Source organism: Streptomyces sp. CA-181903 (assembly GCF_050937075.1).
In the GTDB taxonomy this organism is placed as follows: domain Bacteria; phylum Actinomycetota; class Actinomycetes; order Streptomycetales; family Streptomycetaceae; genus Streptomyces.
Window position 1 is genome coordinate 5,101,765 of record NZ_JBNJLY010000001.1, and the last position, 26,426, is coordinate 5,128,190.

Annotated in this window: 18 protein-coding genes, 2 tRNA genes and 2 pseudogenes; 13 read left to right on the forward strand and 9 right to left on the reverse strand. The window is 71.6% G+C overall.

Features of this window, described 5'->3' with window-relative positions; translation table 11 throughout:
• Positions 1-9 precede the first annotated feature (9 nt).
• Positions 10-615, forward strand: a complete 606-nt coding sequence (locus ACQEVS_RS22895) for a GTP-binding protein (protein ID WP_433027825.1) — start codon at positions 10-12, stop codon at positions 613-615.
• Positions 616-622: 7 nt separating this feature from the next.
• Positions 623-1,906: a styrene monooxygenase/indole monooxygenase family protein gene (locus ACQEVS_RS22900; protein WP_433023210.1), complete on the forward strand. Its 1,284-nt coding sequence runs from the start codon at positions 623-625 to the stop codon at positions 1,904-1,906.
• On the opposite strand, the gene ACQEVS_RS22905 is transcribed toward ACQEVS_RS22900, so the two are convergent.
• The 4 genes and pseudogenes from ACQEVS_RS22905 to ACQEVS_RS22920 form a co-directional block, all read right to left on the reverse strand.
• Positions 1,855-2,658 carry a hypothetical protein gene (locus ACQEVS_RS22905; RefSeq protein ID WP_433023212.1) on the reverse strand — a complete coding sequence of 268 codons (804 nt, stop codon included), beginning with the start codon at positions 2,656-2,658 and terminating at the stop codon, positions 1,855-1,857. The genes ACQEVS_RS22900 and ACQEVS_RS22905 overlap by 52 nt on opposite strands.
• Before the next feature lie 99 nt (positions 2,659-2,757).
• Positions 2,758-3,059: pseudogene (locus tag ACQEVS_RS22910) on the reverse strand (hypothetical protein).
• Positions 3,060-3,136: 77 nt separating this feature from the next.
• Positions 3,137-3,859 carry a TetR/AcrR family transcriptional regulator gene (locus ACQEVS_RS22915; protein WP_433023214.1) on the reverse strand — a complete coding sequence of 241 codons (723 nt, stop codon included), beginning with the start codon at positions 3,857-3,859 and terminating at the stop codon, positions 3,137-3,139.
• Between the two features lie 53 nt (positions 3,860-3,912).
• A complete protein-coding gene (locus tag ACQEVS_RS22920; RefSeq protein ID WP_433023216.1) occupies positions 3,913-4,860 on the reverse strand; it encodes an AurF N-oxygenase family protein in 948 nt (315 codons plus the stop codon).
• A gap of 208 nt (positions 4,861-5,068) precedes the next feature.
• On the opposite strand from ACQEVS_RS22920, the gene ACQEVS_RS22925 reads away from it, so the two are divergent.
• Entirely contained in the window at positions 5,069-6,229 is a 1,161-nt protein-coding gene (locus ACQEVS_RS22925) for a ferritin-like domain-containing protein (RefSeq protein WP_433023218.1), read from the forward strand.
• 149 nt (positions 6,230-6,378) lie between these two features.
• Complete coding sequence (locus ACQEVS_RS22930; RefSeq protein WP_433023220.1) at positions 6,379-7,194, forward strand: polysaccharide deacetylase family protein; 816 nt, start codon at positions 6,379-6,381, stop codon at positions 7,192-7,194.
• Between the two features lie 119 nt (positions 7,195-7,313).
• Here the strand turns inward: ACQEVS_RS22930 and ACQEVS_RS22935 are convergent.
• The 5 genes and pseudogenes from ACQEVS_RS22935 to ACQEVS_RS22955 form a co-directional block, all read right to left on the reverse strand.
• A tRNA-Arg gene (locus ACQEVS_RS22935) sits at positions 7,314-7,386 on the reverse strand.
• Positions 7,387-7,528: 142 nt separating this feature from the next.
• Positions 7,529-9,705 (reverse strand): annotated as a pseudogene (mrdA, locus tag ACQEVS_RS22940) (penicillin-binding protein 2).
• A 122-nt stretch (positions 9,706-9,827) separates the two neighbouring features.
• A complete protein-coding gene (locus ACQEVS_RS22945) occupies positions 9,828-12,341 on the reverse strand; it encodes a D-alanyl-D-alanine carboxypeptidase (RefSeq protein ID WP_433023222.1) in 2,514 nt (837 codons plus the stop codon).
• Between the two features lie 939 nt (positions 12,342-13,280).
• Entirely contained in the window at positions 13,281-14,582 is a 1,302-nt protein-coding gene (locus ACQEVS_RS22950; protein WP_433023224.1) for a restriction endonuclease, read from the reverse strand.
• 235 nt (positions 14,583-14,817) lie between these two features.
• Positions 14,818-14,889, reverse strand: a tRNA-Arg gene (locus ACQEVS_RS22955).
• Between the two features lie 172 nt (positions 14,890-15,061).
• Between ACQEVS_RS22955 and ACQEVS_RS22960 the strand changes: the two genes are divergently transcribed.
• The 9 genes from ACQEVS_RS22960 (at position 15,062) to rpmE (ending at position 26,371) form a co-directional block, all read left to right on the forward strand.
• Positions 15,062-15,538 carry a response regulator gene (locus tag ACQEVS_RS22960; protein ID WP_433023226.1) on the forward strand — a complete coding sequence of 159 codons (477 nt, stop codon included), beginning with the start codon at positions 15,062-15,064 and terminating at the stop codon, positions 15,536-15,538.
• Between the two features lie 184 nt (positions 15,539-15,722).
• Complete coding sequence (locus ACQEVS_RS22965; RefSeq protein WP_433023228.1) at positions 15,723-16,658, forward strand: ArgS-related anticodon-binding protein NrtL; 936 nt, start codon at positions 15,723-15,725, stop codon at positions 16,656-16,658.
• Positions 16,655-18,046: a diaminopimelate decarboxylase gene (gene lysA, locus ACQEVS_RS22970; RefSeq protein ID WP_433023230.1), complete on the forward strand. Its 1,392-nt coding sequence runs from the start codon at positions 16,655-16,657 to the stop codon at positions 18,044-18,046. The genes ACQEVS_RS22965 and lysA overlap by 4 nt, the downstream gene beginning before the upstream one ends.
• 151 nt (positions 18,047-18,197) lie before the next feature.
• Positions 18,198-19,490 carry a homoserine dehydrogenase gene (locus tag ACQEVS_RS22975; protein ID WP_433023232.1) on the forward strand — a complete coding sequence of 431 codons (1,293 nt, stop codon included), beginning with the start codon at positions 18,198-18,200 and terminating at the stop codon, positions 19,488-19,490.
• Between the two features lie 16 nt (positions 19,491-19,506).
• Complete coding sequence (gene thrC / locus ACQEVS_RS22980) at positions 19,507-20,589, forward strand: threonine synthase (protein ID WP_223768353.1); 1,083 nt, start codon at positions 19,507-19,509, stop codon at positions 20,587-20,589.
• A 446-nt stretch (positions 20,590-21,035) separates the two neighbouring features.
• Complete coding sequence (gene thrB / locus ACQEVS_RS22985) at positions 21,036-21,950, forward strand: homoserine kinase (protein WP_185940173.1); 915 nt, start codon at positions 21,036-21,038, stop codon at positions 21,948-21,950.
• A 414-nt stretch (positions 21,951-22,364) separates the two neighbouring features.
• Entirely contained in the window at positions 22,365-24,416 is a 2,052-nt protein-coding gene (gene rho / locus ACQEVS_RS22990; protein ID WP_433023235.1) for a transcription termination factor Rho, read from the forward strand.
• Positions 24,417-24,868: 452 nt separating this feature from the next.
• Positions 24,869-25,984: an LCP family protein gene (locus ACQEVS_RS22995; RefSeq protein ID WP_433023237.1), complete on the forward strand. Its 1,116-nt coding sequence runs from the start codon at positions 24,869-24,871 to the stop codon at positions 25,982-25,984.
• A gap of 162 nt (positions 25,985-26,146) precedes the next feature.
• Positions 26,147-26,371: a 50S ribosomal protein L31 gene (rpmE, locus tag ACQEVS_RS23000; protein WP_223768356.1), complete on the forward strand. Its 225-nt coding sequence runs from the start codon at positions 26,147-26,149 to the stop codon at positions 26,369-26,371.
• The last annotated feature ends 55 nt before the right edge of the window (positions 26,372-26,426 follow it).

A 26,426-nucleotide genomic window follows, 5' to 3' on the forward strand; every position in this document is an offset into this window, starting at 1 on the left:
ACGGAGACGATAGCGGCCTCCGAACCCGTACGGGAGCGCCCACAGCACGCCCCGGACGGCCGCACCCGGGCCCCCGCCGCCACGAAGATCGTCATCGCGGGCGGCTTCGGCGTCGGCAAGACGACGTTCGTGGGCTCGGTCTCGGAGATCACCCCGTTGCGCACGGAGGCCGTGATGACGGTCGCCGGCGAGGAGGTGGACGACGCCGTCGCGGTCCCGGAGAAGGCCACCACCACGGTCGCCATGGACTTCGGCCGGATCACCCTCGAACCCGACCTCGTCCTCTACCTGTTCGGCACCCCCGGCCAGCAGCGGTTCTGGTTCATGTGGGACGACCTGGTACGCGGCGCCATCGGGGCCGTCGTCATGTGCGACACCCGCCGGCTGACGGACTGCTTCCCCGCCCTCGACTACTTCGAGAGCAGCGGGCTGCCGTACATCGTCGCCGTCAACCACTTCGAGGGGACGCCCCGGCACGAGCCGGAGGAGGTCCGCGAGGCGCTGTCGCTGACCGAGCACGTCCCGATCGTGATCATGGATGCGCGGAAGCGGAACACGGTCGTCGACTCGCTGCTGATCCTGGTCGGCCGCGCCCTCGACGTCACCCCCGGATGAACGGACCATGCGACGCATCCTCATAGTCGGCGCCGGTCAGTCCGGTCTCCAGCTCGCCCTCGGCCTCCAGGCGCGGGACTACGACGTGACGCTGCTCTCCAACCGCACGCCGGACGAGATGCGCGCCGGCCGGGTCATCTCCACCCAGGTCATGTTCGGCACCGCCCTGCGGCACGAACGCGAACTCGGCATCGGCTTCTGGGAGGAGCACGCCCCCGGCATCGAGGGCTTCGGCTACTCCGTGGCCGGCCCGCCGCTCCCGGTCGCGACCCCGGCCGGGACTCCGGCCCCGGCCGGACGGGTGCGGCGCATCGTCGACTGGGTCGGCCGGCTCGACGAGCCCGCCCGCTCCGTCGACCAGCGGCTCAAGATGGCCGGCTGGCTGGAGACCTTCGCGGCCCGCGGCGGCAAGCTGATCCTGCACGGCGCCACCGTCTGCGACCTGGACTTCTTCGCCAGCCGCTACGACCTGGTCCTGGTCGCCGCCGGCAAGGGCGAACTGGTCTCCCTCTTCGACCGCGACCCCGCCCGCTCCCCGTACACCGCGCCCCAGCGCTGCCTGGCCCTCGCCTATGTGCACGGCCTGGGGCCGCGCCCCGAACACCCCGAGTACGACGCGGTCCGCTGCACCCTCGTACCCGGCGTCGGCGAACTGCTCGTCATCCCCGCCCTCACCCTCTCCGGCCGCGCCGACATCCTCTTCTGGGAGGGCCTGCCCGGCGGCCCCCTCGACGTCTTCGGCGCCGGCGAGAACCCGGCGGAGCACCTGGCCCGCATGCTCGAACTGATCGAACGCTACGCACCCTGGGAGTACGGCCGCGCCACCCAGGTCGAACTCACCGACCCCGGCGCCACCCTGGCCGGCCGCTACACCCCCGTCGTCCGCGACCCCGTCGGCCGGCTCCCCTCCGGGGGCCTCGTCCTCGGCATCGGCGACGCGGTCGTCGTCGACGACCCGGTCACCGGGCAGGGCGCGAACTCGGCGGCGAAGTACGCGGCGGCGTGCCTCGCGGCGATCGTCGAGCGGGGGGACGGCCCGTTCGACGAGGCGTGGATGCGGTCGCTCTCCGACCGCCACTGGACGGCGTCCGCGCGCCACGCCACGCGCTGGACGAACGCGATGCTCGCGCCGCTGCCGCTGCACGTCCAGCGGCTGATCGGGGCGGCTGCCGGCTGCCGGCCGGTCGCGGACCGCTTCGCGAACGGGTACGACGATCCGTCGGATTTCGAGGGGTGGTTCTACGAGGAGGAGCGGGCGGAGGCGTATCTGCGGGAGGTGGGTGGGGGGTGAGCCCCGGTCCCGCCCTTTCGCCGTTTCTTGCAGGGGCTCCGCCCCCGCACCCCCGAAACCGCGCGGAGCGCGGTTTCAAGGGGTCTGGGGGCTTGCCCCAGGAAACGGTGAAAGGGCGGGACCGGGGCACCCCCACCCGGCGCCCCCAGCGCCGCCAACTCCCCGTCCGTGAGCCCGGCCAGCCCCCGCTCCACCTCGTCCAGCCCCCGCCGCGCCTCCTCCCGCCGCCGCTCCCGCCGATCCGCCAGCGTCAGCTGAGCGTCCAGTGCCACCCGTGCCCGCCGCGCGACGACCTCGGCCCGCGCCGCGGACAAGGCGAGCCGCGACAGCGCCCCCGCACGCCAAGCCGCCGCCCGCTCGATCTCGTGCCGCCGGCGAAGCGCCGCCCCCGGGTCCGCGGTGAGCAGAAAGGCGACGGCGGGAGGCAGACCGTCCGCCCCGTCCCGGTACTGCTCCCGAGCGAGCAGCCCCGCCTCGTCACGGCTCCGGACGAGCGCGGTCCGTGCCGAGGCCAGCTCCTCGGCCGTCCGGTCGGCCGACGCCCGCTCCCGCCGCAGCGCCGGCTCCGCCGCCTCGTACTCCTTCGTGGCCGCCTCGGCCTGCCGGTAGAGCGTCCGCAGCCGCGTGAGCAGGGCACCGACCGACCGGTCACCGGAAGGCGGCTCCGCCGGGCCCCCGGGCGGCGGGGCCGCCGACACGACGGCGGCGGCCAGCGCCAGAGCGCAGCAGCAGCGCACCAGCCGTCCTGACACGAGGGCTCACCTCCGGGGCGATCGTGTCACGGACCGGTCGTACTTTTAGGGCATCAGGGGCGGACCCGCCCGATCCGCACACCGTCCGGCCGACGCCCCTCACCCGGACGGCGGCGACTCCCCGGCCACGGGCCGAGGCCGAGGCCGCGACCACGGCCACCGGACCCCCTCACTCCGCCGCCCCTCCGGGTCGTACACGAACTTCCACCCCGCGGCAGCCCCAGCCGCCGCGTCACCCCGGCCTGCGCCCGCCGGTACACCAGGACGGTGGGCGGCCCGCCGGCCGCGTCCGGTACCGGGACCTCGTAGACCTTCGGCGGGTGCCCGGTCGGTCCCAGCAGCACCGGCAGCACCCGCCCGTCGAGGGGCCCGCCCTCGAAGGGCACTTCTTCGCTTCGCACCGTACGAGCGTACGTTCGCCCCGGCCGGGCCGCCCGCCCACGCCCGGAGCGGGCGCCCGGGGCTTCGGGGCGGACGCTCAGAGCAGGTGCCCGGCCTCCGCCAGCACCGGCCCCAACCGCCGTACCAGCCGGGTCACCACCCCGTCCGCCGGCTCCAGCGCGAGAGCCGCCCGCGTCACCCGCGCGGTCTGCTCGTCGCTCGCCGCCGTGGTGACGAGCAGGGCGACGAAGTGGTCGACCAGCCAGTCCCGCAGTTCCTCCACGGGCGGCCGCTTCCCCTCGTCCAGCCAGGTCAGGGACGCGCCCTCGACGGCCGCTATCCACGTCCTGACCGTCATCCGCAGCCGCACCCCGGGCTCGGGCACCTGGAGGTGGGCGAGGATGTGGCCGGCTGCGGTGCGGCGCACCTCGTCCACGATCGCGCCGGTCCGCGACGTCTCGACGACGCTGCCGCCCTGGAGCAGCGCGCCGAATCCGGCCGCGTGCCCGTCGACGAAGGCGAGGTAGCGGTCGAGGGCGGCGGCCAGCCGGACGGTCAGCGGGCCGGTCTGCGGCTCGGCGAAGCACAGCTCCAGCTCGTCCGCGGCGCTGCGCAGCGCCGCCTCGTACAACTGGGTCTTGCCGCCCGGGAAGTAGCGGTAGACCAGCGGCCGGGAGACCTGGGCGGCCGCCGCCACGTCGTCGAGGGACACGTCCTCGGGCGGTCGCCGGGCGAACAGGCCGAGCGCGGCGGTGATCAGCTGGGCGCGGCGCTGGGCGACGCCCAGCCGGCGGTAGGAGGTGGTTCCGCTGCCGGTCATGCAGGGCAGGTTACGGCAGCCGCCGTGCCGGCCGGCCGGTGCCCGCGGCCCGCTCAGGCCAGCAGGCCGGAACTGCGCCACAGCCGGCGTCCGGCCCCCCGCAGCACCCCGATCTCCCCGAGGAAGTCGGTCAGCCGTTTGGCGCCCGCCTGCATCACGTCGCGCCGGTGCCCGCTCGCCCGCACCTGGGCGACCGCCTCGCGCCGGTCGAGCCCGACATTGGTGTAGACGGCCGGGTTGACGAAGGCGACGGAGAAGACGCGGGCGGCCTCCCCGCAGCTCAGCCGGGTGAGCTGCGCCTCCCAGCGCGGACACGTCTTCATCTGGCGGCGCAGCTCCTCCCGGGCGTACCGGACGTGCCGCGCCTCCTCGACGACGTGGATCCGCGTCACGCCGCGCACCAGCGGCTGGACGCGCTCGTCGGGGAACGTCAGCCGCTGCATGTAGTCGAGGATCTCCTCGCCGAGCAGGGTGCAGGCGAACGAACCGGGGGTGGTGGAGATCGTCTTCAGGACGCGGGCGAGGTTGTGGTGCAGGCGGGCGACGGGGTACGCGGGGGCGCCGCCGTGCTGGATCATGCGCGCGAACATCTTGGAGTGCCGGCACTCGTCGGCTATCTCGGTCAGCGCGTAGCGGACGTGGGCGCTGGTCACCGGCTTGTCGTAGATGTGCCGGACGAGCAGCTGCATCAGGATGATCTCGAACCAGATGCCCAGCGAGGCGAGCGAGGCGGCCTCGTGCCGGGCGAGCTCCATCCGCTGCTCCTCGGGCATCCGCCGCCACAGCGGCGTCCCGTAGAGGGAGACGAGCTCCGGGGGCCAGTACCACTTGCCGTCCTCGGGCGGGGCGTCCCAGTCGAGCTCGGTGTCCGGGTCGAAGGAGTGTCTGGCCGAGGACTCCAGCAGGCGCTCGGCGATCCGTTCTCGGTCCTTGAGCGGCCCGAGCGCGTCACGGAGCGCGGGTCCGGCCGTGCCGGCCGGCGTCATCGGGTCTGCTGCCATGCCTGATCCCACCTCAGTCGCGGGTTACCCGGGGTTACCTGCTTATAAGACTGCGTGTCAGCAAGCCCGTCAAGACCCCCGGGGCCCCTGCCGTCCCGTACGACTCGAACCGCTCCGCCTGATTGACCCCCGGTCAAAAACCGTGTGAGCCTGCCCACAGTGGCGAGCCGCGGGGGACAGCGAGCGAAGGAAGCTAAGGAGGCGTCCGATGGCGACGCGACAGCTCTACGCGCACGAGCCCGACGAGCCGCTGTGGGAGGTCCCCGCGAGCGGCGCCGCCCGCTTCGGCTGGGAGTACGAGGAGGGCCGCGAACGGCTCCTCGCCCTCTACCGGAAGGGCAAGGACAAGCAGTGGGACGCCGCCAAGCGCATCGACTGGGACGCGGAGGTCGACCCGTACGACCCGCTCGGCGTCCCCGACGAGAACATGCTGGTGTACAACACCCCCTACTGGGACCGGATGGGCGAGGCGAACCGGCGTGACATGCGCCGCCACTACGCCGCCTGGCAGTTCAGCCAGTTCCTCCACGGCGAGCAGGGCGCGCTGGTCTGCGCGAGCCGGATCACCGAGTCGGTGCCGGACCTCGACGCCAAGTTCTACTCCGCCACCCAGGCCATGGACGAGGCCCGGCACGTGGAGGTCTACAGCCGCTTCCTGCACGAGAAGATCGGCATGCTCTACCCCGTCGACACCAGCCTGCGGGAGCTGCTCGGGGACACCCTGCGCGACTCCCGCTGGGACATGCCCTACCTCGGGATGCAGGTCCTCATCGAGGGACTCGCCCTCGCCGCGTTCGGCATGCTGCGCGACTTCACCGAGAAGCCGCTGCCGAAGCAGATCCTCACCTATGTGATGCAGGACGAGGCCCGGCACGTCGCCTTCGGCCGGCTGGCGCTGCGCGACTACTACGCGCAGCTCACCGACGCCGAGCTGCGCGAGCGCGAGGAGTTCGTGATCGAGGGCTGCCACCTGATGCGGAACCGGCTGCGCGGGGAGGTGGTCCTCACGGACTTCGGCATCCCGGCCGCCGAGGCGGTGGAGCTGAGCGAACGGTCCGACTACGTCCGGGCTTTCCGGAAGCTGCTGTTCAGCCGGATCGTCCCCTGCGTCAAGGACATCGGGCTGTGGGGCGAACGCCTCCAGCGTGCCTACGTCGATCTCGGCGTCCTGGATCTGGGTGACGCCAGCCTCGACCTGTTGATGGCCCAGGACGAGGAACTCGCCGACCAGCTCGACGCCCGGCGCTTCGCCGCCGAAGAGGCGGCCCGCGTCGCCGAAGTGGCCCGAGCGATCGCGGAGGGCGAAGCGCCGGACGTGAAGGAGGACGTCATTCCGGGAGAAGATGGCGGAGGAAGGCCGGAAGAGTGACCGCCGTACGGTGATTGAGGACGTCTCAGGCGCGTGAGCGCCTGCTTTGTCACTGTTTTGTGAGCGATACCGCATAACGGAACGGCTTGCGGTACAAGCACGTCTTCGCGGGCAGGGAACAGACAGGCGTGCGAGGGAGTGGATCGTTCATGACGCGAACTACCGGGCGGGGGCGGCACATCGCGGTGGCGGCCGGGTCGGGCCTTGCGCTCGTGGCGGTGATACTGGGCTCGGTGGCCGTCGCCAACCAGGCGTCGGACGGCGGCGGGAGCACCCACGCCGCCGTCGACGCCAAGAGCCCCTCGGCGAAGGTGCCCCGCGAGCGGGGCAAGGCGGCCGAACCCGACGCGGGCGGACCGGTGTCCGAGGAGATCTCGCACGACAGCGAGAGCTCCGGCAAGGTCGTCAACATCACCATCGACGACGGCCCCGACCCCGTCTGGACCCCCAAGGTGCTGGACCTGCTGCGCCGGAACGACGTCAAGGCGACGTTCTGCATGATAGGTCCGCGCGCCAAGGAGTACCCGTCCCTCGTCAAGAAGGTCGTCGCGGAGGGACACCGGCTCTGCGACCACTCCATGGACCACAACACGTCCATGGACAAACGCCCCGAGTCCTACCAGGCGAGCCAGATCCTGGACGCCCAGAAGCTGATAGAGGACGCCGCCGGGGACGGTGTGAAGGTGCGCTACTACCGGGCCCCCGGTGGTGCGTTCACCCCGTACAGCCGCAAGGTGGCCGCAGCGCACGGGATGCGGCCGCTCGGCTGGCAGGTCGACAGCCGCGACTGGCAGCGCCCGGGCGTCGCCCGCATCGTGGCCAACGTCAAGCGCGAGGTCCCCAGCGGCCCCACCATCCTCTTCCATGACGCCGGCGGCGACCGCAGCCAGACCATGGCCGCGATGGAAGAAACGCTTCCGTGGCTGAAGCAGCAGGGGTACGGCTTCAGCTTCCCGAAGATCTGAAGCGTGGGAAGGGGGGCGCCCTGCCGGCGCCCCCTCCCGCAGGGGAATGCGCACAGGCAGACATGCTCACAGGCAAACAAAAGAGCCCGCTTCGTCGAAACGAAGCGGGCTCTTTGCGGTGCGCTCGGCAGGATTCGAACCTGCAACCTCTTGATCCGTAGTCAAGTGCTCTATCCGTTAAGCTACGAGCGCGGGCTTGCGAGAAATACTTTACACGCCCCGCGGACCCCCGATGACCAGGTCAGGGGGTATCCGGAAAAGAAATCGCTGTGACGGTCGCCACTTTCCCTTGCGGCCCGCCGGAATTCCGGCGCCGGCACCTCACGAACGACTGTCAGTCGCGCCGCCCGCGCCCCGGGGCCGGCGCCCCGGTGGCCGGCGGTGCCGTATCGCCCTGCTCGTCGGGCCGGTACTTCCCGATCCTCGGCTCCTCGATGGTCCCGTCCGCGTTGATCTTCGGCAGGGTCTTCTGCGGTGTGGGCAGCAGCGCCTTCTTCGGGTCGACCGCACCCTTCCCGTCGACGCCGTAGAGCGCGCTGTAGATGTTCCGTACGGCGGGAGCCGAGGCGCCGGAGCCGGTGCCGCCCTGCGCGATCGTCATCACCACCGCGTAGTCGTCGCTGTACGTGGCGAACCACGAGGTGGTCTGCTTCCCGTAGACCTCCGCCGTGCCCGTCTTGGCGCGCAGCGGGATCCGGTCCTGCGGCCAGCCGCCGAAGCGCCAGGCGGCCGAGCCCCGGGTGACGACGCCCGCGAGGGCCTGGTCCATCTCGTCGCGCAGCCGCTTGGTAACGGGCAGTTTCCCGCGCGCCTTGGGGGCGAGTTCCCGCACCTTCTTCCCGTCGGGGCTGATCACCGCCTTGCCGATGGAGGGCGTGTAGAGGGTGCCGCCGTTGGCCAGGGCGGCGTAGACGCTCGCCATCTGGACGGGGGTGACGAGGGTGTCGCCCTGGCCGATGGAGTAGTTCACGGCGTCGCCGGGGCGCAGCAGGTTGCCGCCGCGGCAGTTGTCGTAGGCGATCCGCTCGGCGTAGCTCCCGTCCTTCTTGCCCTGCTTGCACCAGGCGTCCTTGTTGGCCTCCCAGTACCGCTGCTTCCACCGGCGGTCGGGGACCCGGCCCGGGACCTCGTTCGGCAGGTCGATCCCGGTGGTCCTGCCGAGGCCGTAGCGGTGGGCCGTCCGGTAGAACCAGTCGCCGGCGCCGTCCTTCGCCCGGAGCCCGCCGTCCGCGCGCCACTCGTCGTGGGCGAGCCGGTAGAAGACGGTGTCGCAGGAGACCTCCAGGGCGCGGCCCAGGGAGATCGGGCCGTGGTTCGCCGACTCGAAGTTCTTGAACACCTGGCTGCCGATGCGGTACGAGCTGGAGCAGTCGTAGGGCCCTCGTAGGAGTGGCCCGCGTCGACCGCGGCCGTGGTGGAGATCACCTTGAAGATCGAACCGGGTGCCGACTGGCCCTGGATCGCGCGGTTGAGCAGCGGGTGGTGGGAGTCCTCGCCGGTGAGCCTCCGGTAATCGGCGGCCGAGATGCCGCCCACCCAGGCGTTCGGGTCGTACGTCGGGGCGGACGCCATGGCCACCACGCGCCCCGTCCTCGCCTCCATCACCACGACCGCGCCGGAGTCCGCCTTGTAGTTCTCGCCGGTGTTGTGGTCCCACTCCTTGCGGGCGGCCTTCATGGCCTCGTTCAGCTCGTACTCGGCGACCCGCTGGACGCGGGCGTCGATGCTGGTGACGAGGTTGGAGCCGGGCACGGGCGGGTCGCTCTCGGCCGTGCCGATGACGCGTCCCAGCTTGTCGACCTCGTGCCGGGTCACGCCGGCCCTGCCGCGCAGCACCTCGTCGTACTGCCGCTCCAGCCCGGACCGGCCGATCATGTCCGAGCGCAGGTAGGGCGAGTCGGTGTCCTTGGCCCGCGCCACCTCCTCGTCGGTGACGGGGGAGAGGTAGCCGAGCACCTGCGCGGTGTTGGCCTCGCCGGGGGCCGGGTAGCGGCGCACGGCCGTGGGCTCGGCGCTGATGCCGGGGAAGTCCTCGGCGCGCTCCCGGATCTGGAGCGCCTGCCGGGTGGTGGCCTTGTCGGTGATCGGGATCGGCTGGTACGGAGAACCGTTCCAACAGGGCCGGGGCGTCTTCGCGTCGCACAGCCGGACCTTCGCCATGACCTCCTTCGGGTCCATCCCGAGCAGCCCGGCGAGCCGGGTCAGCACCGCCTTGCCGCGGTCCTTCGCCTTCGACAGCTCGGTGCGGGACGCGGAGACGACCAGGCGGCTCTCGTTGTCCGCGAGCGGCACGCCGCGCGCGTCGAGGATCGAACCGCGCACGGCGGGCTGGACGGACCGCTGGACGCGGTTGCCGGTCGCCTCGGCGGCGTACTCGTCCCCCTTGCGGATCTGGAGGTACCAGAGCCGCCCGCCCAGGGTCAGGAGCAGCGAGAACACAAGGATCTGAACGACGATCAGCCGTATGCGGATCCGCTGCGTCCGGCCACCGGTCTCCGGGATGTTGGTCACGCGCGGCATTCCCCCCACAGGAACCGAACAGTCGTACCAACAGCAGAGCTTAGGCGACGCGGGCGGGACGCGACATGCGGGGCCGGTGCCGCGCCGGGACCACCTCTTCGGTCACTGTGGGATCACCCGACCCGGGTGATCCGCGTACCGAAGGAAGGCTCCTTGAGCGCCGACTTCAACACGACGGGCACCTTCCCGGCCGCGGACCCGTCCTCGGTGGTGGCGACCAGCTCGCCGACGACGGTCCCGCGCTTGGCCGTACGGGCGAGGGCCCGGCCGCCGTCGCGGAAGGTGACGCGCACGCGCTGCCCCGGCAGGCCGACGACGGTGAGGTCCTCGGCGGCCACGACGGGCGTCCGGCCGCCGAACCCGTCGTCGACGTGGCCGACGACCTGCCCCTTGCGCACGGCGGTGCCGGTGGTCAGCCCCTTGCGCACGGCCGCGACGACCTTCTTGCTGTTCTCCAGCACCAGGGCGAGGCTGTTGGCGCCGTTCGGGTCCGGGCCGGTGACATGCTGGTCCATCATCGAGCCGAGGACCAGCCGGTCGACACCGCCGATCCTCATCCGCGCGGCCCACGACAGCGTGCCGCCGGCGGGGGTGTTGGAGCCGGTCTTGATGCCCTCGACGCCGAGACCGGCGGTGAGCAGGGGCGCGTTGTTGTTGTCGATGTGCCCGGCACCCGGGATGTCGGCGCCGACCATGGAGACGACCGAGCGGAACGCGTCCGACTTCATGACGGCGTCGGCCAGCTTGAGCTGGTCGACGGCGGTGCTGACGGTCCCGCGGTCGAGGCCGCTGGGGTCGGTGTAGGTGGTGTTCCGCATGCCGAGCGCCTTGGCGGCGTCGTTCATCTTCCGGACGAACGCGGCCTCGTTCTTGGCATGGGTGTCCCAACGGGCAAGCATCCGGGCGATGTTGTTCCCCGACGGGATCATCAGCATCCGCAGCATGTCGAGCTCGCTGAAGCTCTGCCCCTCCTGGAGCCCCTCGACCCGGGACTCGTCCTCGGCCGTCCCGTCCGTCACGGTCTTGGCGTCGATGGTGATCCGCGGCCCTCGCTCACCCTTGGCGAGAGGGTGCTCGCGAAGAATGACGTAGGCGGTCATGATCTTGGCGACACTGGCGGTCGGAACGGGCTTCTCCACCCCGAACGTCCCGACGGTCCCGCCCCCGGCGACCATGACGGCCCCCTGCCCCTTCCCGGGCCACGGAATGGCGAACCGCCCTCCCGGAACGGTGACCGTGGCAGCCGCCTTCCGCACCTCCAACTCGGGCTCGGGCAACGGCCGCACCATCTGCACGACCAGAAACACGACGACGAGCAGCGCGGCAACGCCCCCGGCAACCACACCCGGCCGCCGTACGACCGCCCGCCCACCGCCCCCGACGGGCTCGGCACCCGAACCGGCCTCCTGCGCACGGGCACCACCGTCGACCTTGCCCTTGCCCCCCGCCGGCCCGGGCGCGGGAACGACAACCTTGACCGCCCCACCACCCGCACCCTGAACATCCGCCCCGACCCGATCGCCACCGCCCGCGCTGCCGGCGTTACGGGATTCGGCCTTGGGCTTGGAAACCGCCGGAGGCTCTGCCGCGACCGCGCCCTTGCCCTGGGCGGCGCCGCCACCGTTGCCACCAGGGCTTGCCTTCCTCTCGCCCTTGCTCGCGCCGTTGGACCGAGTGGCGAGGGGTCGACCTTCGGCCCTGTGCTCCTTGCCCTCGCTGCCCGTGGTGTCGGACTCGGATTTGCCGGAGGCGCCGTCCGCCTCTGCCTCACCCTGCGACTCGACGTCGGTTTCGGCTTCGGGATCGACTTCACCCGTACTGTCGAGCTCGGGTCCGGTTCCTGTTGGCGCCTGGCCCTTGGCAGGGGGTTCTGCCCCGGCACCATCCGCGCCCTCGGTTGCGCTGCCGGCAGGGCCGGCCTTGTCCCCGGTGCCCGGCCGGCCTTCGACCGAGGCTTCCGGGTCGGTCGAGGCGCCGATTTCGGCGTCCGACTCCTTCGCATCGCCGGGCTCACCGTCGCTGTCGGACGCGGATCGGGCCTTGCCCTCGGTGCGGGAGGCAGCGGTGGCATCGGCCTCCGTCCCACTGCCCGAGCCGCCGGAACCGGACTCGGCCCGGCCCTCGGTCGTGCCGGCGGACCCGGTTGCAGGGGCAGCGGACTTGTCCTTGGCGACGGTCCCGGCTTTCCCGGACTCCCTGCCGCTTTTTGCCATGTTCATGCTGCCGGACTCGGCCCCGACCGGGGCCCGGCCCGTGGTCTTGCCCGTGGCGCCGGGTTTGGTCCGGCCTTCGGAGGAGGCAGGAGACTTGCGGTCCGCAGAAGCCGGTTCGCCTTCGGCGTTCGCGTTCCCCGCACCGCCGGGCTTGGCAGGGCTCTCCGCAAGGGGCTTGGAGCGCGGGCCGCTCTTGGGCTCGGGGCGGGGAGCGCCTTCGCCACTCGCCCCGGCCTTGTCCTCGTCCGCGGTAGTCGGCGCGGTGGGACCTCCGGCGTCGGCTGAGGCGCTGCTGTCGGGGCGGGACTTGGTTCCGGCCTCGTCCTCGCCGTGAGCGGTAGGCGCACCGTTATCGGTCGCGGCCCCGTCACCCGGTTGGAGGTCGCCCTCGGTGTCGGCGTCGGCGCCGGACATGGGCTCGGCGGTTTCGGCAGCGGAGGCGCGGTCCGCTGCCCGCTTCGCCCCGCGACTCGACTCGCCCGCGGGATCCACGGTGTCCGCATCGCCCTCGGCGGACGCGGTGCCCCGTTCACCAGCGGTGAAGAGCCCGGCCGTTCGAGAGGCATCAGAGGTCTTCACCCCAGTCGACGCGTTCGCGGCAACATCGGTATGGCCATCGACCGCCTGCCTTTCCCCACATGGAGGAGCGGCAGCGACGTCATCCACAAGCGTGTCCGTTTCGCCGCCGGCGGCTTTCTCCGCGTCCCCGCCCGAGTCGTCGACACGGGCCGCGCCCGCTTCTTGACCGTCAGGGGCATCTTTGGAAGCGCTCGGCGCGTCGGCCCGCGCCTCTTCGGAAACGTCCGAGCCCCCCGCGGAACTGCCAACGGCCGCCCCGCGCGCGTCAGGCAGGCTCGCGCCACGGCTGCTCGAGTCACGTACGTCGGAGGAGGCGTCCTTCGGCATCGGCTGCTCGTCGGGTACGTCGGGGGATCGGCCCGGCATCCATGTCTCCTACGTCGCGTGTCCTGGTGCCACGAGCCGGTGCGGTCCCTCGATGATCCGACGGCCCGCGATCCATGGCCGACACTGTCCGGTGCGCCAGAACACCCCGAGCGTGAAAGAGACGTATGGATCGTCACCGGGGCCGGGCTCCGCACCCACCCTTCCCCCAAGGGTCTGGAAGCCGTTCACCGTGTGGCGGCGCCAGCGTAACCGATCACTGTTCGACGCCGACCGGTCAGACCCGGTTGCCGTGACCGGCCGGGTGTTTCTGCCCACCGGTGCAGCGAAGGTTGCACATCCGAATGCAGATACCGGAGGCCCGCGCGCGGTCCGCCTGCACAGTCGAGGGAGCTTGTTCCACCGTCGCGACAACAGCGGCCGAAGGCGGACTGCCTACCGAGAAGGTGGTTACTCGAGCAGGATCTCCTCCGGCCGCCTGTTGGTGACGACGGTCTCCCGCCCGCTCAGGATGCGCTCGATGCAGATCGTCAGATCACCCCCATGGTCGTCCCGGGCCATGCTCTTGAGTTCCCGGGCGAGACCGAGGCCGTTGATGAGGACGATGGGGTACTGGTCTTCCACCATTTCCGTCTGCGCGGGCACGGAGTAGGCCCCGGTCGTGACGTATACGCCTATCCAGCCGCGACGAAGGCGAGCCACCACGCGAGCGATTTGTTCCGCTGTGATCAGACTGTCCGGCTTGATGCACTTGGCCTGGCCGAGTACCACCAAGCTGGTGCCTGCCAATCCGCTGCCGAAGTCCAGGCGCCCCACGAAGTCGGCCCCGCCGTCGCCGGATCTGCGTGTCAGCCAACCCTCGACGTAACTGTTGCCTGCGCCGCGGAGAACACGTGCGGCCACGGCCGAAGCGACGGCCTCGAAGTCGTGTTTCCGTCCGTCGAAGTACTTGTAGATGAGCTCGAGGTCCTTGGCCTCCGTGCTGCCCGCCTCGGGGCGCTGCTCGGCCACCTTCGTGACCTTGGCCCGGGCGACGCGCCGGCGGAGTCGAGGGAGGGCCGAATGGCCGTGTTCGACCCACTCGCGCCAGGCGTGCGGCGCAGAGACGAGCGTCTGCGCAGCGGTTGCAGATTCGTTTCTGCGAGCGTGGATCCAGGCCCAGGAGAGTCGGTCGTCCTCAGTCGTCAGATCGATGAGCGCAATGTCGTAGACGTAGTTGACGAAGTTCGTGTGTTCGCTGCCGCCCCACTGCACCAGTCGCTCGGCACGCTCGATGATGCCCAGGCCGCAGAACTCGACGTGCCCTTTGGGCTTGCCGTTGCGGGATACGGATCGGAACAACAGCAGGGGTGTGGCCGATGCCCGTTCGGTCGGTGTACGTCCCTGGTGTTCGGCGAATGATTCGAGGAGAACCGCGTTTCCCTTGGTGCTTCCGGGTGGGACGGTCATACCGGCCTTGTGGTCACCGAAGTACCGGACGTGACCGTTGTCCATGTCGAAAACGTCGTGCCACGGGGTCTGCTCCGTGCCGGCCTTCCAAGGACTCGACCGGATGAGGATGGCAGGGCGACGCTTGCCGTCCGCGGCGGCGACCTTCGCCATCCCGTTGATTCCGGCTTCCAGCAAGGCTCGCTTGAGACCCGGCGAGTGCGTCACATGATGGAAGTTCGGGTACCCGTCCAGGTCGGCGGGGGCCGGGTCCTTGCTGCTCGCATAGCGAAAAACCTGCCCGACCCGCAATCTGCCACCCATGGCGCCCCCCAGGACACTTCCGTGATTTCCGGATCGAGAATAACGGCAGCGACTGACAGTCCCGACGCCCGAATCGGCCGGTGGTCGTGACGGATCCGAGCGGACAGGTCGAGCGGTGCATTTCCTTGAGCAAACGGGCGGACGGGGGTTCGTACGGTGCCCGTCCGCGAATACAAGAAAGACCCCGCCGTCAGCGACTTGCTGATGGCGGGGTCTTCCGGCACTTCAAGTGAAGTGCCCCCGGCAGGATTCGAACCTGCGCACACGGCTCCGGAGGCCGTTGCTCTATCCCCTGAGCTACGGGGGCGTGTCTTCCGGTCGCGGTCTCGCTCGCGGCGACAGGAAGAACAGTACCAGCTCCGGGCGGGTGATCCGTAACGGGTTCCGGGGCGGGTGCCGGGAGGGCGGGTGGGGCGCTCTCGGGGGTGGAAGTGGGGAAAAGCCGGACGCGGTGCGGTGGGCGCGCCTACCCTCGGGGTGTGCCTGGCTTGCCCGGCCGGGTCCTTGTTGTCGACGACAACAGGGTCATCCGGCAGTTGATCAGGGTCAACCTCGAACTCGAAGGCTTCGAGGTCGTGACCGCGGCCGATGGTGCCGAGTGTCTGGAGATCGTGCACCGGGTGCGTCCCGACGTCGTGACCCTCGACTTCGTGATGCCCCGGCTCGACGGACTGCGGACGGCGGCGCGGCTGCGGGACGACGTGCGGACGCGGGACATACCCATCGCCATCATCAGCGCCTGCACGCAGCTCGAAGCGGAGGGCGGGCCATCCGCCGCGGTGGACGCGTTTCTGGCGAAGCCCTTCGAACCGGCGGAGCTGGTGCGGATGGTGTGGGGGCTGCTCCTGGGGCGCGGAGTGCGTGACGGGGGAGGGGGAAGGCGGGGGAGACGGCGGACGGGGACGCCGGGGCCGGGGCCGTGGTGCGGCCGGCCGGATGACCACGAGGCCGGATGACCACGAGGCCGGTTGACGATGAGCACCGCTGACGATGAGCACCGCCCATGATGAGCACCGCCGATGATGAGCGTCGCCGACCATGCGCACGGTCGGCCCCGAGAGCCGATGTAAGGGGCACGTCCGGCGAACATCGGGGAAACCGGCTGGCGGAGCGACCCGCTTCCTCCCCTAGGCTTGCCCCGTGACCCCAGCGGATCTCTCCCGTACCGTGCTGTGCGCCGTGCGTCGTGCCGTCGACGCCGGCGAGCTGCGCGTCGTGGTGCCGACCGCGGTCGGGGTCCGGGTGCCGCCGCGTCCCGGCAGCGGGGACTACGCCACCAGCATCGCCCTGCGGCTCGCCAAGGAGAGCGGCCGGCCGGCCCGCGAAGTCGCCGAGCTGCTGCGGCGCCGGCTGGTGCGGGAGCCCGGGATCGCCCGGGTCGACATCGCCGGTCCCGGGTTCCTCAACATCACGCTCGCGGGCGCTCCCCACGCGCGGCTCGTACGGGACGTCCTCGCACGGCGGGCGGAGTCCGAGCCGCTGCCCGTCCGGCCCCCCGACGAGCTCGTCCGGCGGCTCGGTGCCGACGCCGCCCGCTGGAGTCTTCTCAGCCCGTCCGGGCTCGACCGTGATCTGCTCCTGGTGCAGCGGGAGGCCAACCCCCTCTTCCGGGTGCGGTACGCCCACTCCCGTTGCCGCGCCCTCGTGCGCAACGCCCGCGACCTCGGGTTCGAGGCCGTCGTCGACGACGCCACGGACGACTTCGGTGCCGGCTCCGGGCCCCTGATAACCGCCCTCGCCGATCACCCCCGCATCGTCGAGGCCCGCGACCCCGAGCGGCTCGCGCGGGCCCTGGAGCGGCTGGCCGACGCCTTCCTCCGCTGGCAGGCGTCGTGTCCGACGCTGCCCCGGGGGACGAGAAACCCTCGGTCGTCCACCGCGCCCGCCTGGCCCTCGCCGAGGCCACGGGCACGGTGCTCGCCGACGGCCTCCACCAGCTCGGCATCACCGCACCCGCACATCTCTGAGACCCGTACATCTCCGAGACCCGCACCTCTCCGAGACCCCCGCGTCTCCGAGACCCCGGATCTCCGAGACCCCCACATCTCTGAGCACCTGAGGAGATCAGCGCCATGAGCCGCTCCGCGCACCCCGCCGGGCCCCGCTACGCCGACGTCCTGCCCGAGGGCCACCACCCGGCGCCCCCCGCCGACCTCAACGCCCTCCACCCGCGCGTCTGGTCGCGCACCGTCTCCCGGAACGAGGACGGCGTCGCCACCGTCGGCGGGCTGGACGTCAAGCGGCTGGCCGAGGAGTTCGGCACGCCCGCCTACTTCCTCGACGAGGACGACTTCCGGGCCCGCTGCCGCGCCTGGCGCGAGGCGTTCGGGCCGGACGCGGACGTCTTCTACGCGGGGAAGGCGTTCCTGTCGCGGGCCGTCGTGCGCTGGCTGACCGAGGAGGGGCTCAACCTCGACGTCTGCTCCGCCGGCGAGCTGGCCACCGCGCTCGACGCGGGCATGCCCGCCGAGCGGATCGCCCTGCACGGCAACAACAAGTCGGCCGAGGAGATCACCCGGGCCGTCGAGGCGGGCGTCGGGCGGATCGTCGTCGACTCCTTCCAGGAGATCGTGCGCGTCGCGCACACCGCCCAGCGGGCCGGGAAGCGGCAGCGGGTGCAGATCCGCGTCACGGTCGGCGTCGAGGCGCACACCCACGAGTTCATCGCCACCGCCCACGAGGACCAGAAGTTCGGGCTGCCGCTGGCCGGCGGCCAGGCGGCCGAGGCCGTCCGCCGCGCGCTCAAGCTGGACGGGCTCGAACTGATCGGCATCCACTCGCACATCGGCTCGCAGATCTTCGACACCTCCGGCTTCGAGGTCGCGGCGCACCGCGTCGTCGGCCTGCTTCGCGAGATCCGCGACGAGCACGGCGTCGAGCTGCCCGAGATCGACCTCGGCGGCGGCCTCGGCATTGCCTACACCCCGGAGGACGACCCCCGCGAGCCGCGGGAGATCGCCACCGCGCTGCGCGGCATCGTCGAGCGGGAGTGCGCGGCGGCCGGGCTCGCGGTGCCGCGCCTCTCCGTCGAGCCGGGGCGCGCGATCGTCGGTCCCACCGCCTTCACGCTGTACGAGGTGGGGACGGTCAAGGAGCTCCCCGGACTGCGGACGTACGTCAGTGTCGACGGCGGCATGTCCGACAACATCCGTACCGCGCTCTACGACGCCGACTACTCGGTGTCCCTGGTGTCGCGTACGTCGACCGCCGGGCCGATGCTCTCCCGCGTCGTCGGCAAGCACTGCGAGTCCGGTGACATCGTGGTCCGCGACGCCTTCCTGCCCGCCGACGTCGCCCCCGGCGACCTCCTCGCCGTGCCCGCGACCGGCGCCTACTGCCGCTCGATGGCCAGCAACTACAACCACGCGCTGCGGCCCCCGGTCGTGGTGGTGAAGGACGGCGAAGCCCGGGTGATCGTCCGGCGGGAGACGGAAGAGGACCTGCTCCGGCTCGACGTCGGCTGACGGAAGCGGAGAGCAGGGCCGAGGCCCCCGCAAGCTGCCCGGAAACCGGCCGGCGGATGACGGAATCTCGGATACTGGACGGGGGAGGGAAACCCTCCGACCGGTGAGTGAGACTGGTGTACCACCCAAGATGTACGAGAAACGAGGTCGGATGATGCGTACGCGTCCGCTGAAAGTGGCGCTGCTGGGCTGTGGAGTGGTCGGCTCCGAGGTGACGCGCATCATGACGACGCACGCCGACGACCTCGCGGCCCGGATCGGCGCCCCGGTCGAGCTGGCCGGCATCGCCGTGCGCCGGCCCGACCGGGTCCGGGCCGGGGTGCCCGCCGAGCTGATCACCACCGACGCGACCGCCCTGGTCAAACGGGGCGACATCGACGTCGTCGTCGAGGTCATCGGCGGCATCGAGCCGGCCCGCACCCTGATCACCACCGCCTTCGAGCACGGCGCGAGCGTCGTCTCGGCCAACAAGGCGCTGCTCGCCGAGGACGGCGCCGCCCTGCACGCCGCCGCCGGGCAGCACGGCACGGACCTCTACTACGAGGCCGCCGTCGCCGGCGCCATCCCGCTGATCCGCCCGCTGCGCGAGTCCCTCGCCGGCGACAAGGTCAACCGGGTCCTCGGCATCGTCAACGGCACCACCAACTTCATCCTCGACAAGATGGACTCCACGGGCGCCGGCTACCAGGAGGCCCTGGACGAGGCCACCGCCCTGGGCTACGCCGAGGCGGACCCCACCGCCGACGTCGAGGGCTTCGACGCCGCCGCCAAGGCCGCGATCCTGGCCGGCATCGCCTTCCACACCCGCGTGCGCCTCGACGACGTCCACCGCGAGGGGATGACGGAGGTCACGGCCGCCGACTTCGCCTCCGCGAAACAGATGGGCTGCACCATCAAGCTGCTGGCGATCTGCGAGCGCGCCGCCGACGGCCGGTCGGTCACCGCCCGCGTCCACCCCGCGATGATCCCGCTGAACCACCCGCTCGCCTCGGTCCGCGAGGCGTACAACGCGGTGTTCGTCGAGGCCGAGGCCGCCGGACAGCTGATGTTCTACGGGCCGGGCGCCGGCGGCGCGCCGACGGCCTCCGCGGTCCTCGGCGACCTGGTCGCCGTCTGCCGCAACAAGCTGGCCGGGACCACGGGCCCGGGCGAGTCGGCGTACGCGCGGCTGACCGTCAGCCCCATGGGCGAGGTCGTCACGCGCTACCACATCAGCCTCGACGTAGCCGACAAACCGGGCGTCCTCGCCCAGGTGGCCACGGTCTTCGCCGAGCACGGGGTGTCCATCGACACCGTCCGCCAGCAGGGCAAGGACGGCGAGGCGGCGCTCGTCGTCGTCACGCACCGGGCCCCCGACGCCGCCCTGTCGGCGACGGTCGAGGCGCTGCGCAGGCTGGACACGGTCCGCGGGGTCGCCAGCATCATGCGCGTCGAAGGTGAGTAGGGGAGCAAGGAAGACCATGTCTGCGAACAACGGCAACGCCGCCACCCGTCAGTGGCGCGGCATCATCGAGGAGTACCGCGACCGCCTCCCGGTCTCCGCGGACACGCCGGTGGTCACCCTGCGCGAGGGCGGCACGCCCCTGGTGCCGGCCCAGGTGCTCTCCGAGCGCACCGGCTGCGAGGTGCACCTGAAGGTGGAGGGCGCCAACCCCACCGGTTCCTTCAAGGACCGCGGGATGACGATGGCCATCACCCGGGCGAAGGAGGAGGGTGCCAAGGCCGTCATCTGCGCCTCCACGGGCAACACCTCCGCCTCCGCCGCGGCCTACGCCGTGCGCGCCGGGATGGTCTGCGCCGTCCTGGTGCCCGAGGGCAAGATCGCGCTCGGCAAGATGGGCCAGGCCCTGGTGCACGGCGCCCGCATCCTCCAGGTCGACGGCAACTTCGACGACTGCCTCGACCTGGCCCGCGCCCTGGCCGACAACTACCCGGTGGCGCTGGTCAATTCGGTCAATCCGGTGCGCATCGAGGGGCAGAAGACCGCCGCCTTCGAGATCGTGGACGCGCTCGGCGACGCCCCGGACATCCACGTCCTGCCGGTGGGCAACGCGGGCAACATCACCGCGTACTGGAAGGGGTACCGGGAGTACGCCGCCGACGGCATCGCCTCCCGCACCCCGCGCATGTGGGGCTACCAGGCGTCCGGCTCGGCGCCGATCGTGCGCGGCGAGCCGGTGAAGGAGCCGCACACCATCGCCACCGCCATCCGCATCGGCAACCCGGCCTCCTGGCGCTTCGCCGAGCAGGCGCGCGACGAGTCCGGCGGGCACATCGACGAGGTGACCGACCGCCAGATCCTCGCCGCCTACCGGCTGTTGGCCGCACAGGAGGGCGTCTTCGTCGAGCCCGCCTCGGCGGCGAGCGTCGCCGGTCTGCTGAAGGCCGCCGAGCAGGGCAAGGTCGATCCGGGCCAGCGCATCGTCTGCACGGTCACCGGCAACGGCCTCAAGGACCCCGACTGGGCGGTGGCCGGCGCCCCGCAGCCGGTGACCGTACCGGTGGACGCGGCCGCGGCGGCCGAGCGGCTCGGGCTCGCGTAGCCCGTCGCGCGGCACGCCGGTCCGACCGCGTGCCCGCACGGAGCCGGGCGCGTACGTACGGACCCGGGCGGCCGTCCCCTCGTGGGGCGGCCGCCAGGCCTCCGGAAAGGCGCGGTCGCCTGCCGGCGCCGGGCGCGACACGACGGGAGCGCCGGACACCGGTCGAAGCGGAGAGCGAAAATTCCGCCCGCCCCTTCGTAATTCGCGAATTCCCAGGTCACAACCCCGACGAAAGTCCGCCAAAATCGACACGGGGCATGGCTTGGCGTGCGACACGCATCGCGCGCCTCCTGTGCGCCCTATGTCGCCACAGAACCTTCCTTCGATAGGCTGTCCTCACTCCGCCCCGTCGCTGACCCAAGCCGCCCTCCATGCGGTACCGCCGTCGCGGCCCTTGCGGATGTCGCACGCCCTACCAAGGCCACATCAAGGAGAGTCATCGAGCGATGGCCGGTCCCGCCTTCCGCGCCGCCGCCGTCCGAGTGCGCACCCCCGCCACCAGCGCCAATCTCGGTCCCGGCTTCGACGCCCTCGGTCTGTCCCTGGGGCTCTACGACGACGTCGTGGTCCGGGTGGCCGAATCCGGGCTGCACATCGACATCGCCGGCGAGGGCGCCGATTCGCTCCCGCGCGACGAGGGTCACCTGCTCGTACGGTCCCTGCGCACCACGTTCGACCTGCTGGGCGGCCAGCCGCGCGGCCTGGAGGTGGTCTGTGCGAACCGCATCCCGCACGGCCGCGGGCTGGGCTCCTCGGCCGCCGCGATCTGCGCCGGGATCGTCGCCGCCCGGGCGGTGACCATAGGCGGGGCCGAGCGGCTCGACACCACGGCGATGCTGGAGCTGGCCACCGAGATCGAGGGCCACCCGGACAACGTCGCGGCCTGCCTGCTCGGCGGTTTCACCCTGGCCTGGATGGACGGGGGAGCGGCCCGCGCGGTGCGGATGGACCCCGCCGATTCCATCGTTCCGGTGGTCTTCGTGCCCGGCCGTCCCGTGGCGACGGAGACCGCGCGCGGCCTGCTGCCGCGCCAGGTCCCCCATGTGGACGCGGCGGCCAACGCCGGCCGGGCCGCGCTGCTCGTCGAGGCCCTGACCAGGCGCCCCGACCTGCTGCTGCCGGCCACCGAGGACCGGCTCCACCAGGAGTACCGTGCCCCGGCGATGCCGGAGAGCGTGGCCCTGGTCAACCGACTGCGGGCGGACGGCGTCCCCGCGGTCGTATCCGGCGCGGGCCCCACGGTGCTCGCGCTGGTCGAGGACAGTGCGGCGGACAAGGTCGCACGGCTGGCGGGCGAGGGGTGGGCGGCCAACCGGCTGTCCCTCGACGCCGGGGGGACGAGTGTGCTGCCGCTCGCCTGACAAGAGGCGGAACGCGGTGGTACGCCGCCGAGGAAGGCCCCGCGGAAAACGCGGTTGCCGGACTTTGAGAGGGGGAATGTTTGTGGGATCCGGTAGTGTTAACCTCAAGTCTGCACCCGAAGCCACGTCGGCTCGGTGCTCTGTGTCCCGATCAGGGACCGCTTTTCTTCCGGGAGCCTCCCAGACTGCCTGAGCAGATTCGAGCACGCTCCGGAAATCGGCGTGGGCGACATGAGTGATGCGATGCGTCTTGTCCTCACTGATTTCCCCACGTCGGCATCAACGCACTGATTCTTCCGCCGTACCGCGGCGGACCACCGCCCCGGCCCGGTCCGCAAGCAGGACCGCAGCCGGACAGCACAACCGGTCGCCGAGCCAGACAGGCCGACGCCCGCTCCAGGGAAGGACCCCTTCGTGAGCGACACCACCGATCTGATGGGCGTGAACGCCGCGGGCACCAAGGGTGCCGCAGGCAATGCCTCCGCGCCCGCCACGGACGCTCCCGCCGCGCCTGCCACCGGTGCTTCCGCCGCCCCCAAGCGGCGACGCTCGGGCACGGGCCTCGACGCCATGGTCCTGGCCGAGCTCCAGCAGCTCGCCTCCAGCCTCGGCATCAAGGGCACCGCGCGGATGCGCAAAGGCCAGCTGATCGAGGTCATCAAGGAGAGGCAGGCCGGTTCCGGCGCCTCCGCCAAGCCCGCCGCCGAGCCGGCCGCGGAGCAGCCGGCGGAGAAGCCGAAGCGCCGCGCCACCTCCCGGGCCCGTACCGGCGAGGCCGCCGAGAAGACCGCCGAGCAGGCACCCGCCGCCCAGCAGCAGATCGAGATCCCGGGCCAGCCGGGCGCCGAGGAGGCGCCGGCCGGTGAGCGTCGCCGTCGCCGTGCCACCGCCCCCGCGGGCTCCCCGGAGCCCACCGCCGAGGCGCGGACCGAGGCCCGTACCGAGGTGCTGACCTCGGAGAAGCCCGAGGCCGCGGTGGACACCGCCGAGGGCCGGGGCGCCAAGGGCGACCGCCAGGAGCGCGGCGACCGCGCCGAGCGCGGTCAGAAGGGCGACCGCCGCGAGCGCGGTGAGCGTGGCGAGCGGGGTGACCGCGGGGACCGCGGTCAGCGCGACCGCCGTGACCGCCGCGGCGACGAGGCCGGCGCCGGCCAGCAGGGCGGCGGCAACCGCCAGCAGCAGCGCGCCGGGCGCGCCGAGGCCCCGCAGGACGACTTCGACGACGAGGCGGGCGGCCGCCGCGGCCGGCGCGGCCGTTACCGCGACCGCCGGGGCCGCCGCGGCCGCGACGAGTTCGCGAACGAGCCGCAGGTGTCCGAGGACGACGTCCTGATCCCCGTCGCGGGCATCCTGGACATCCTCGACAACTACGCGTTCATCCGCACCTCCGGCTACCTGCCGGGCCCGAACGACGTCTACGTCTCCCTGGCCCAGGTCCGCAAGAACGGCCTGCGCAAGGGCGACCACGTCACCGGCGCGGTGCGGCAGCCGAAGGACGGCGAGCGGCGCGAGAAGTTCAACGCCCTCGTGCGCCTCGACTCGGTGAACGGCATGGCGCCCGAAACCGGCCGCGGCCGCCCCGAGTTCCACAAGCTGACCCCGCTCTACCCGCAGGACCGGCTGCGGTTGGAGACCGACCCGGGCGTTCTGACGACCCGTATCATCGACCTGGTCGCCCCCATCGGCAAGGGCCAGCGCGGTCTGATCGTGGCCCCGCCGAAGACCGGCAAGACCATGATCATGCAGGCGATCGCCAACGCGATCACCACCAACAACCCCGAGTGCCACCTGATGGTCGTCCTGGTCGACGAGCGTCCGGAAGAGGTCACCGACATGCAGCGGTCGGTCAAGGGCGAGGTCATCTCCTCGACCTTCGACCGCCCGGCCGAGGACCACACCACCGTCGCCGAGCTGGCCATCGAGCGCGCCAAGCGTCTCGTGGAGCTGGGTCACGACGTGGTCGTGCTGCTCGACTCCATCACCCGCCTGGGCCGCGCCTACAACCTGGCGGCGCCGGCCTCCGGCCGCATCCTGTCCGGTGGTGTCGACTCGACCGCGCTCTACCCGCCGAAGAAGTTCTTCGGTGCCGCGCGGAACATCGAGGACGGCGGCTCGCTGACCATCCTGGCCACCGCGCTGGTCGAGACCGGCTCGCGGATGGACGAGGTGATCTTCGAGGAGTTCAAGGGCACCGGCAACATGGAGCTCAAGCTCGACCGGAAGCTCGCCGACAAGCGCATCTTCCCCGCGGTGGACGTCGACCCGTCCAGCACCCGCAAGGAGGAGATCCTGCTCGGCGGCGAGGAGCTCGCCATCGTCTGGAAGCTCCGCCGGGTGCTGCACGCGCTGGACTCGCAGCAGGCCATCGAGCTGCTCCTCGACAAGATGAAGCAGACGAAGTCGAACGCCGAGTTCCTGATGCAGATCGCCAAGACGGCGCCCGCGCCGGGCAACGGCAACGACTGAGGCGACGACTGATCCGGCGGCCGCCGGCAGTTCCCGGAACCTCCCCGTCACGTCCGTGGCGGGGAGGTTCCGCGTTCCCGCCCGCGTTCTCGTCGGCGTTCCCGTCCGGTTCCCGTCCGGCATCCGTCCGCGTCCCGCCCGCGTTTCCGGAGCCCCGCGCGCCGGGTGCTCCCTTCGTGATCTTGCCGAGTCCTCACCGTGACCTTCTGAGACTTCCGCCACAGGAATCCCCGTCGAACCACGGCGAACGGACACCGACGAGACGGGTGAAAACGCAGGTGACAGCGGGTGTGGGTGGGTTTGTCACGGCGTCCCGTCCGGTCGGTTCATAAGAAGGCGCTCTCACGGCTCCGTGCAACCCTGTCGCAGACCTCGCCGTCTCAAAGTGGCGAGGCACCGCGCCTGATCGGGCGGCAGGGGGGAAGCCGAACCAGCGGAGGACTGAGGAGCGTATGGCGGACGAGACCAGGGGCAGGCAGGCGGGAGCGCGCCGTCGGCGCCCCGGCGGACCCCATGGCCGCAGGCGCAAGCCCCGTGCGCGCCGCACGGGCTGGCGAATAGTCCTCTGGACGGCCGCGGCACTGGTCGTCCTGGGCGGATCCGGGATCGGGTACGTCTACTTCAAGCTCAACGGCAACCTGCACGGCGTCGACATCAACTCCGCGCTCGGCACCGACCGCCCCGAGAACGTGGACAACGGCTCGCAGGACATCCTCGTGCTGGGCTCCGACTCGCGGGCCGGCGACAACGGCAAGTACGGCCGCGACGAGGGCAGCTCCCGCTCCGACACCGCGATGATCGTCCACGTCTACGCGGGTCACAAGCAGGCCAGTGTGGTCAGCATCCCGCGCGACACCATGGTGCCCCGGCCCGAGTGCAAGACCCTCGACGGGAAGACCAGCCCGGCCGTGCGGCGGGCGCAGTTCAACGACGCCTACTCGGTGGGCGGCGCGGTCTGCGCGGTGAAGACCGTCGAGGCCATGACCGGGATCCGGATGGACCACTACCTGGAGGTCGACTTCGCCGGCTTCCAGAAGCTCATCGACCGGCTCGGCGGCGTCGAGGTGACCACCACCAAGCCGATCCACGACAAGTGGAGCCACCTCGACCTCCCGGCCGGCAAGCACACCCTCAACGGCGAGCAGTCGCTCGGCCTGGTCCGCACCCGGCACGGCGTCGGCGACGGCAGCGACCTCGGCCGGATCAAGCTCCAGCAGGCGTTCATCAAGGCCCTGATCGACCAGGTCAAGTCCGTCGGCCTGTTCACCAGCCCGACCAAGCTCTACGGGATCGCGGACACCGCCACCAAGGCGCTCACCACCGACTCCGACCTGGCCTCGGTCCAGAAGCTGCTCTCCTTCGCCAACGGCCTCAAGGGCATCGGCTCCGGGGACATGCACATGGTGACCCTGCCCGTCACCACCGACCCGCTGGACAAGAACCGCGTGGTGCCGCTGGCGGCCGCCAAGGAGATGTGGCGGGCCCTGCACGAGGACCAGCCCATCCCCGCGTCGGCCCTCAAGGACGGCGAGGGGACGAAGACGGACGCGGACGGCGTCGTGAAGTAGTCCGCGGCCGGCCGCGTCCCCCGGAGGGAGCCCGGGAATAACGGGCCCCCGGACCCCGTTTTGGGGGATGCGGCCGGTACTGGCAGACTGGTACGTCGGCCCCGGTTCACGTACGGCAATCCCGCCGCACGACCCGGTGCCCTCCCGAACCTAGGAGAACCCTTGAAGCGCGACATCCACCCGGAGTACGTCGAGACCCAGGTCAGCTGCACCTGTGGCGCCTCGTTCACCACCCGTAGCACCGTCGCGGACGGCACCATCCGTGCCGACGTGTGCTCCGAGTGCCACCCGTTCTACACGGGCAAGCAGAAGATCCTCGACACCGGTGGCCGTGTGGCGCGGTTCGAGGCCCGCTTCGGCAAGAACGCCGGGACCGCCAAGAAGTAGCGACCCGCAGGCGCCGGTCGGCCGTCCCTCCTCGGCGGGGGACGGCCGGACCGGC

Excerpts from the sequence above, each read along its gene's own strand:
- ACQEVS_RS22920 (WP_433023216.1), bottom strand. The coding sequence starts at position 4,860 with ATGGCAGCAGACCCGATGACGCCGGCCGGCACGGCCGGACCCGCGCTC.
- ACQEVS_RS22950 (WP_433023224.1), bottom strand. The coding sequence starts at position 14,582 with ATGGGTGGCAGATTGCGGGTCGGGCAGGTTTTTCGCTATGCGAGCAGC.
- thrB (WP_185940173.1), top strand. The coding sequence starts at position 21,036 with ATGGCCGGTCCCGCCTTCCGCGCCGCCGCCGTCCGAGTGCGCACCCCC.
- ACQEVS_RS22900 (WP_433023210.1), top strand. The coding sequence starts at position 623 with ATGCGACGCATCCTCATAGTCGGCGCCGGTCAGTCCGGTCTCCAGCTC.
- ACQEVS_RS22975 (WP_433023232.1), top strand. The coding sequence starts at position 18,198 with ATGATGCGTACGCGTCCGCTGAAAGTGGCGCTGCTGGGCTGTGGAGTG.
- ACQEVS_RS22945 (WP_433023222.1), bottom strand. The coding sequence starts at position 12,341 with ATGTCCGGCGCCGACGCCGACACCGAGGGCGACCTCCAACCGGGTGAC.
- ACQEVS_RS22930 (WP_433023220.1), top strand. The coding sequence starts at position 6,379 with ATGACGCGAACTACCGGGCGGGGGCGGCACATCGCGGTGGCGGCCGGG.
- ACQEVS_RS22925 (WP_433023218.1), top strand. The coding sequence starts at position 5,069 with ATGGCGACGCGACAGCTCTACGCGCACGAGCCCGACGAGCCGCTGTGG.
- lysA (WP_433023230.1), top strand. The coding sequence starts at position 16,655 with ATGAGCCGCTCCGCGCACCCCGCCGGGCCCCGCTACGCCGACGTCCTG.
- ACQEVS_RS22995 (WP_433023237.1), top strand. The coding sequence starts at position 24,869 with ATGGCGGACGAGACCAGGGGCAGGCAGGCGGGAGCGCGCCGTCGGCGC.
- thrC (WP_223768353.1), top strand. The coding sequence starts at position 19,507 with ATGTCTGCGAACAACGGCAACGCCGCCACCCGTCAGTGGCGCGGCATC.
- ACQEVS_RS22915 (WP_433023214.1), bottom strand. The coding sequence starts at position 3,859 with ATGACCGGCAGCGGAACCACCTCCTACCGCCGGCTGGGCGTCGCCCAG.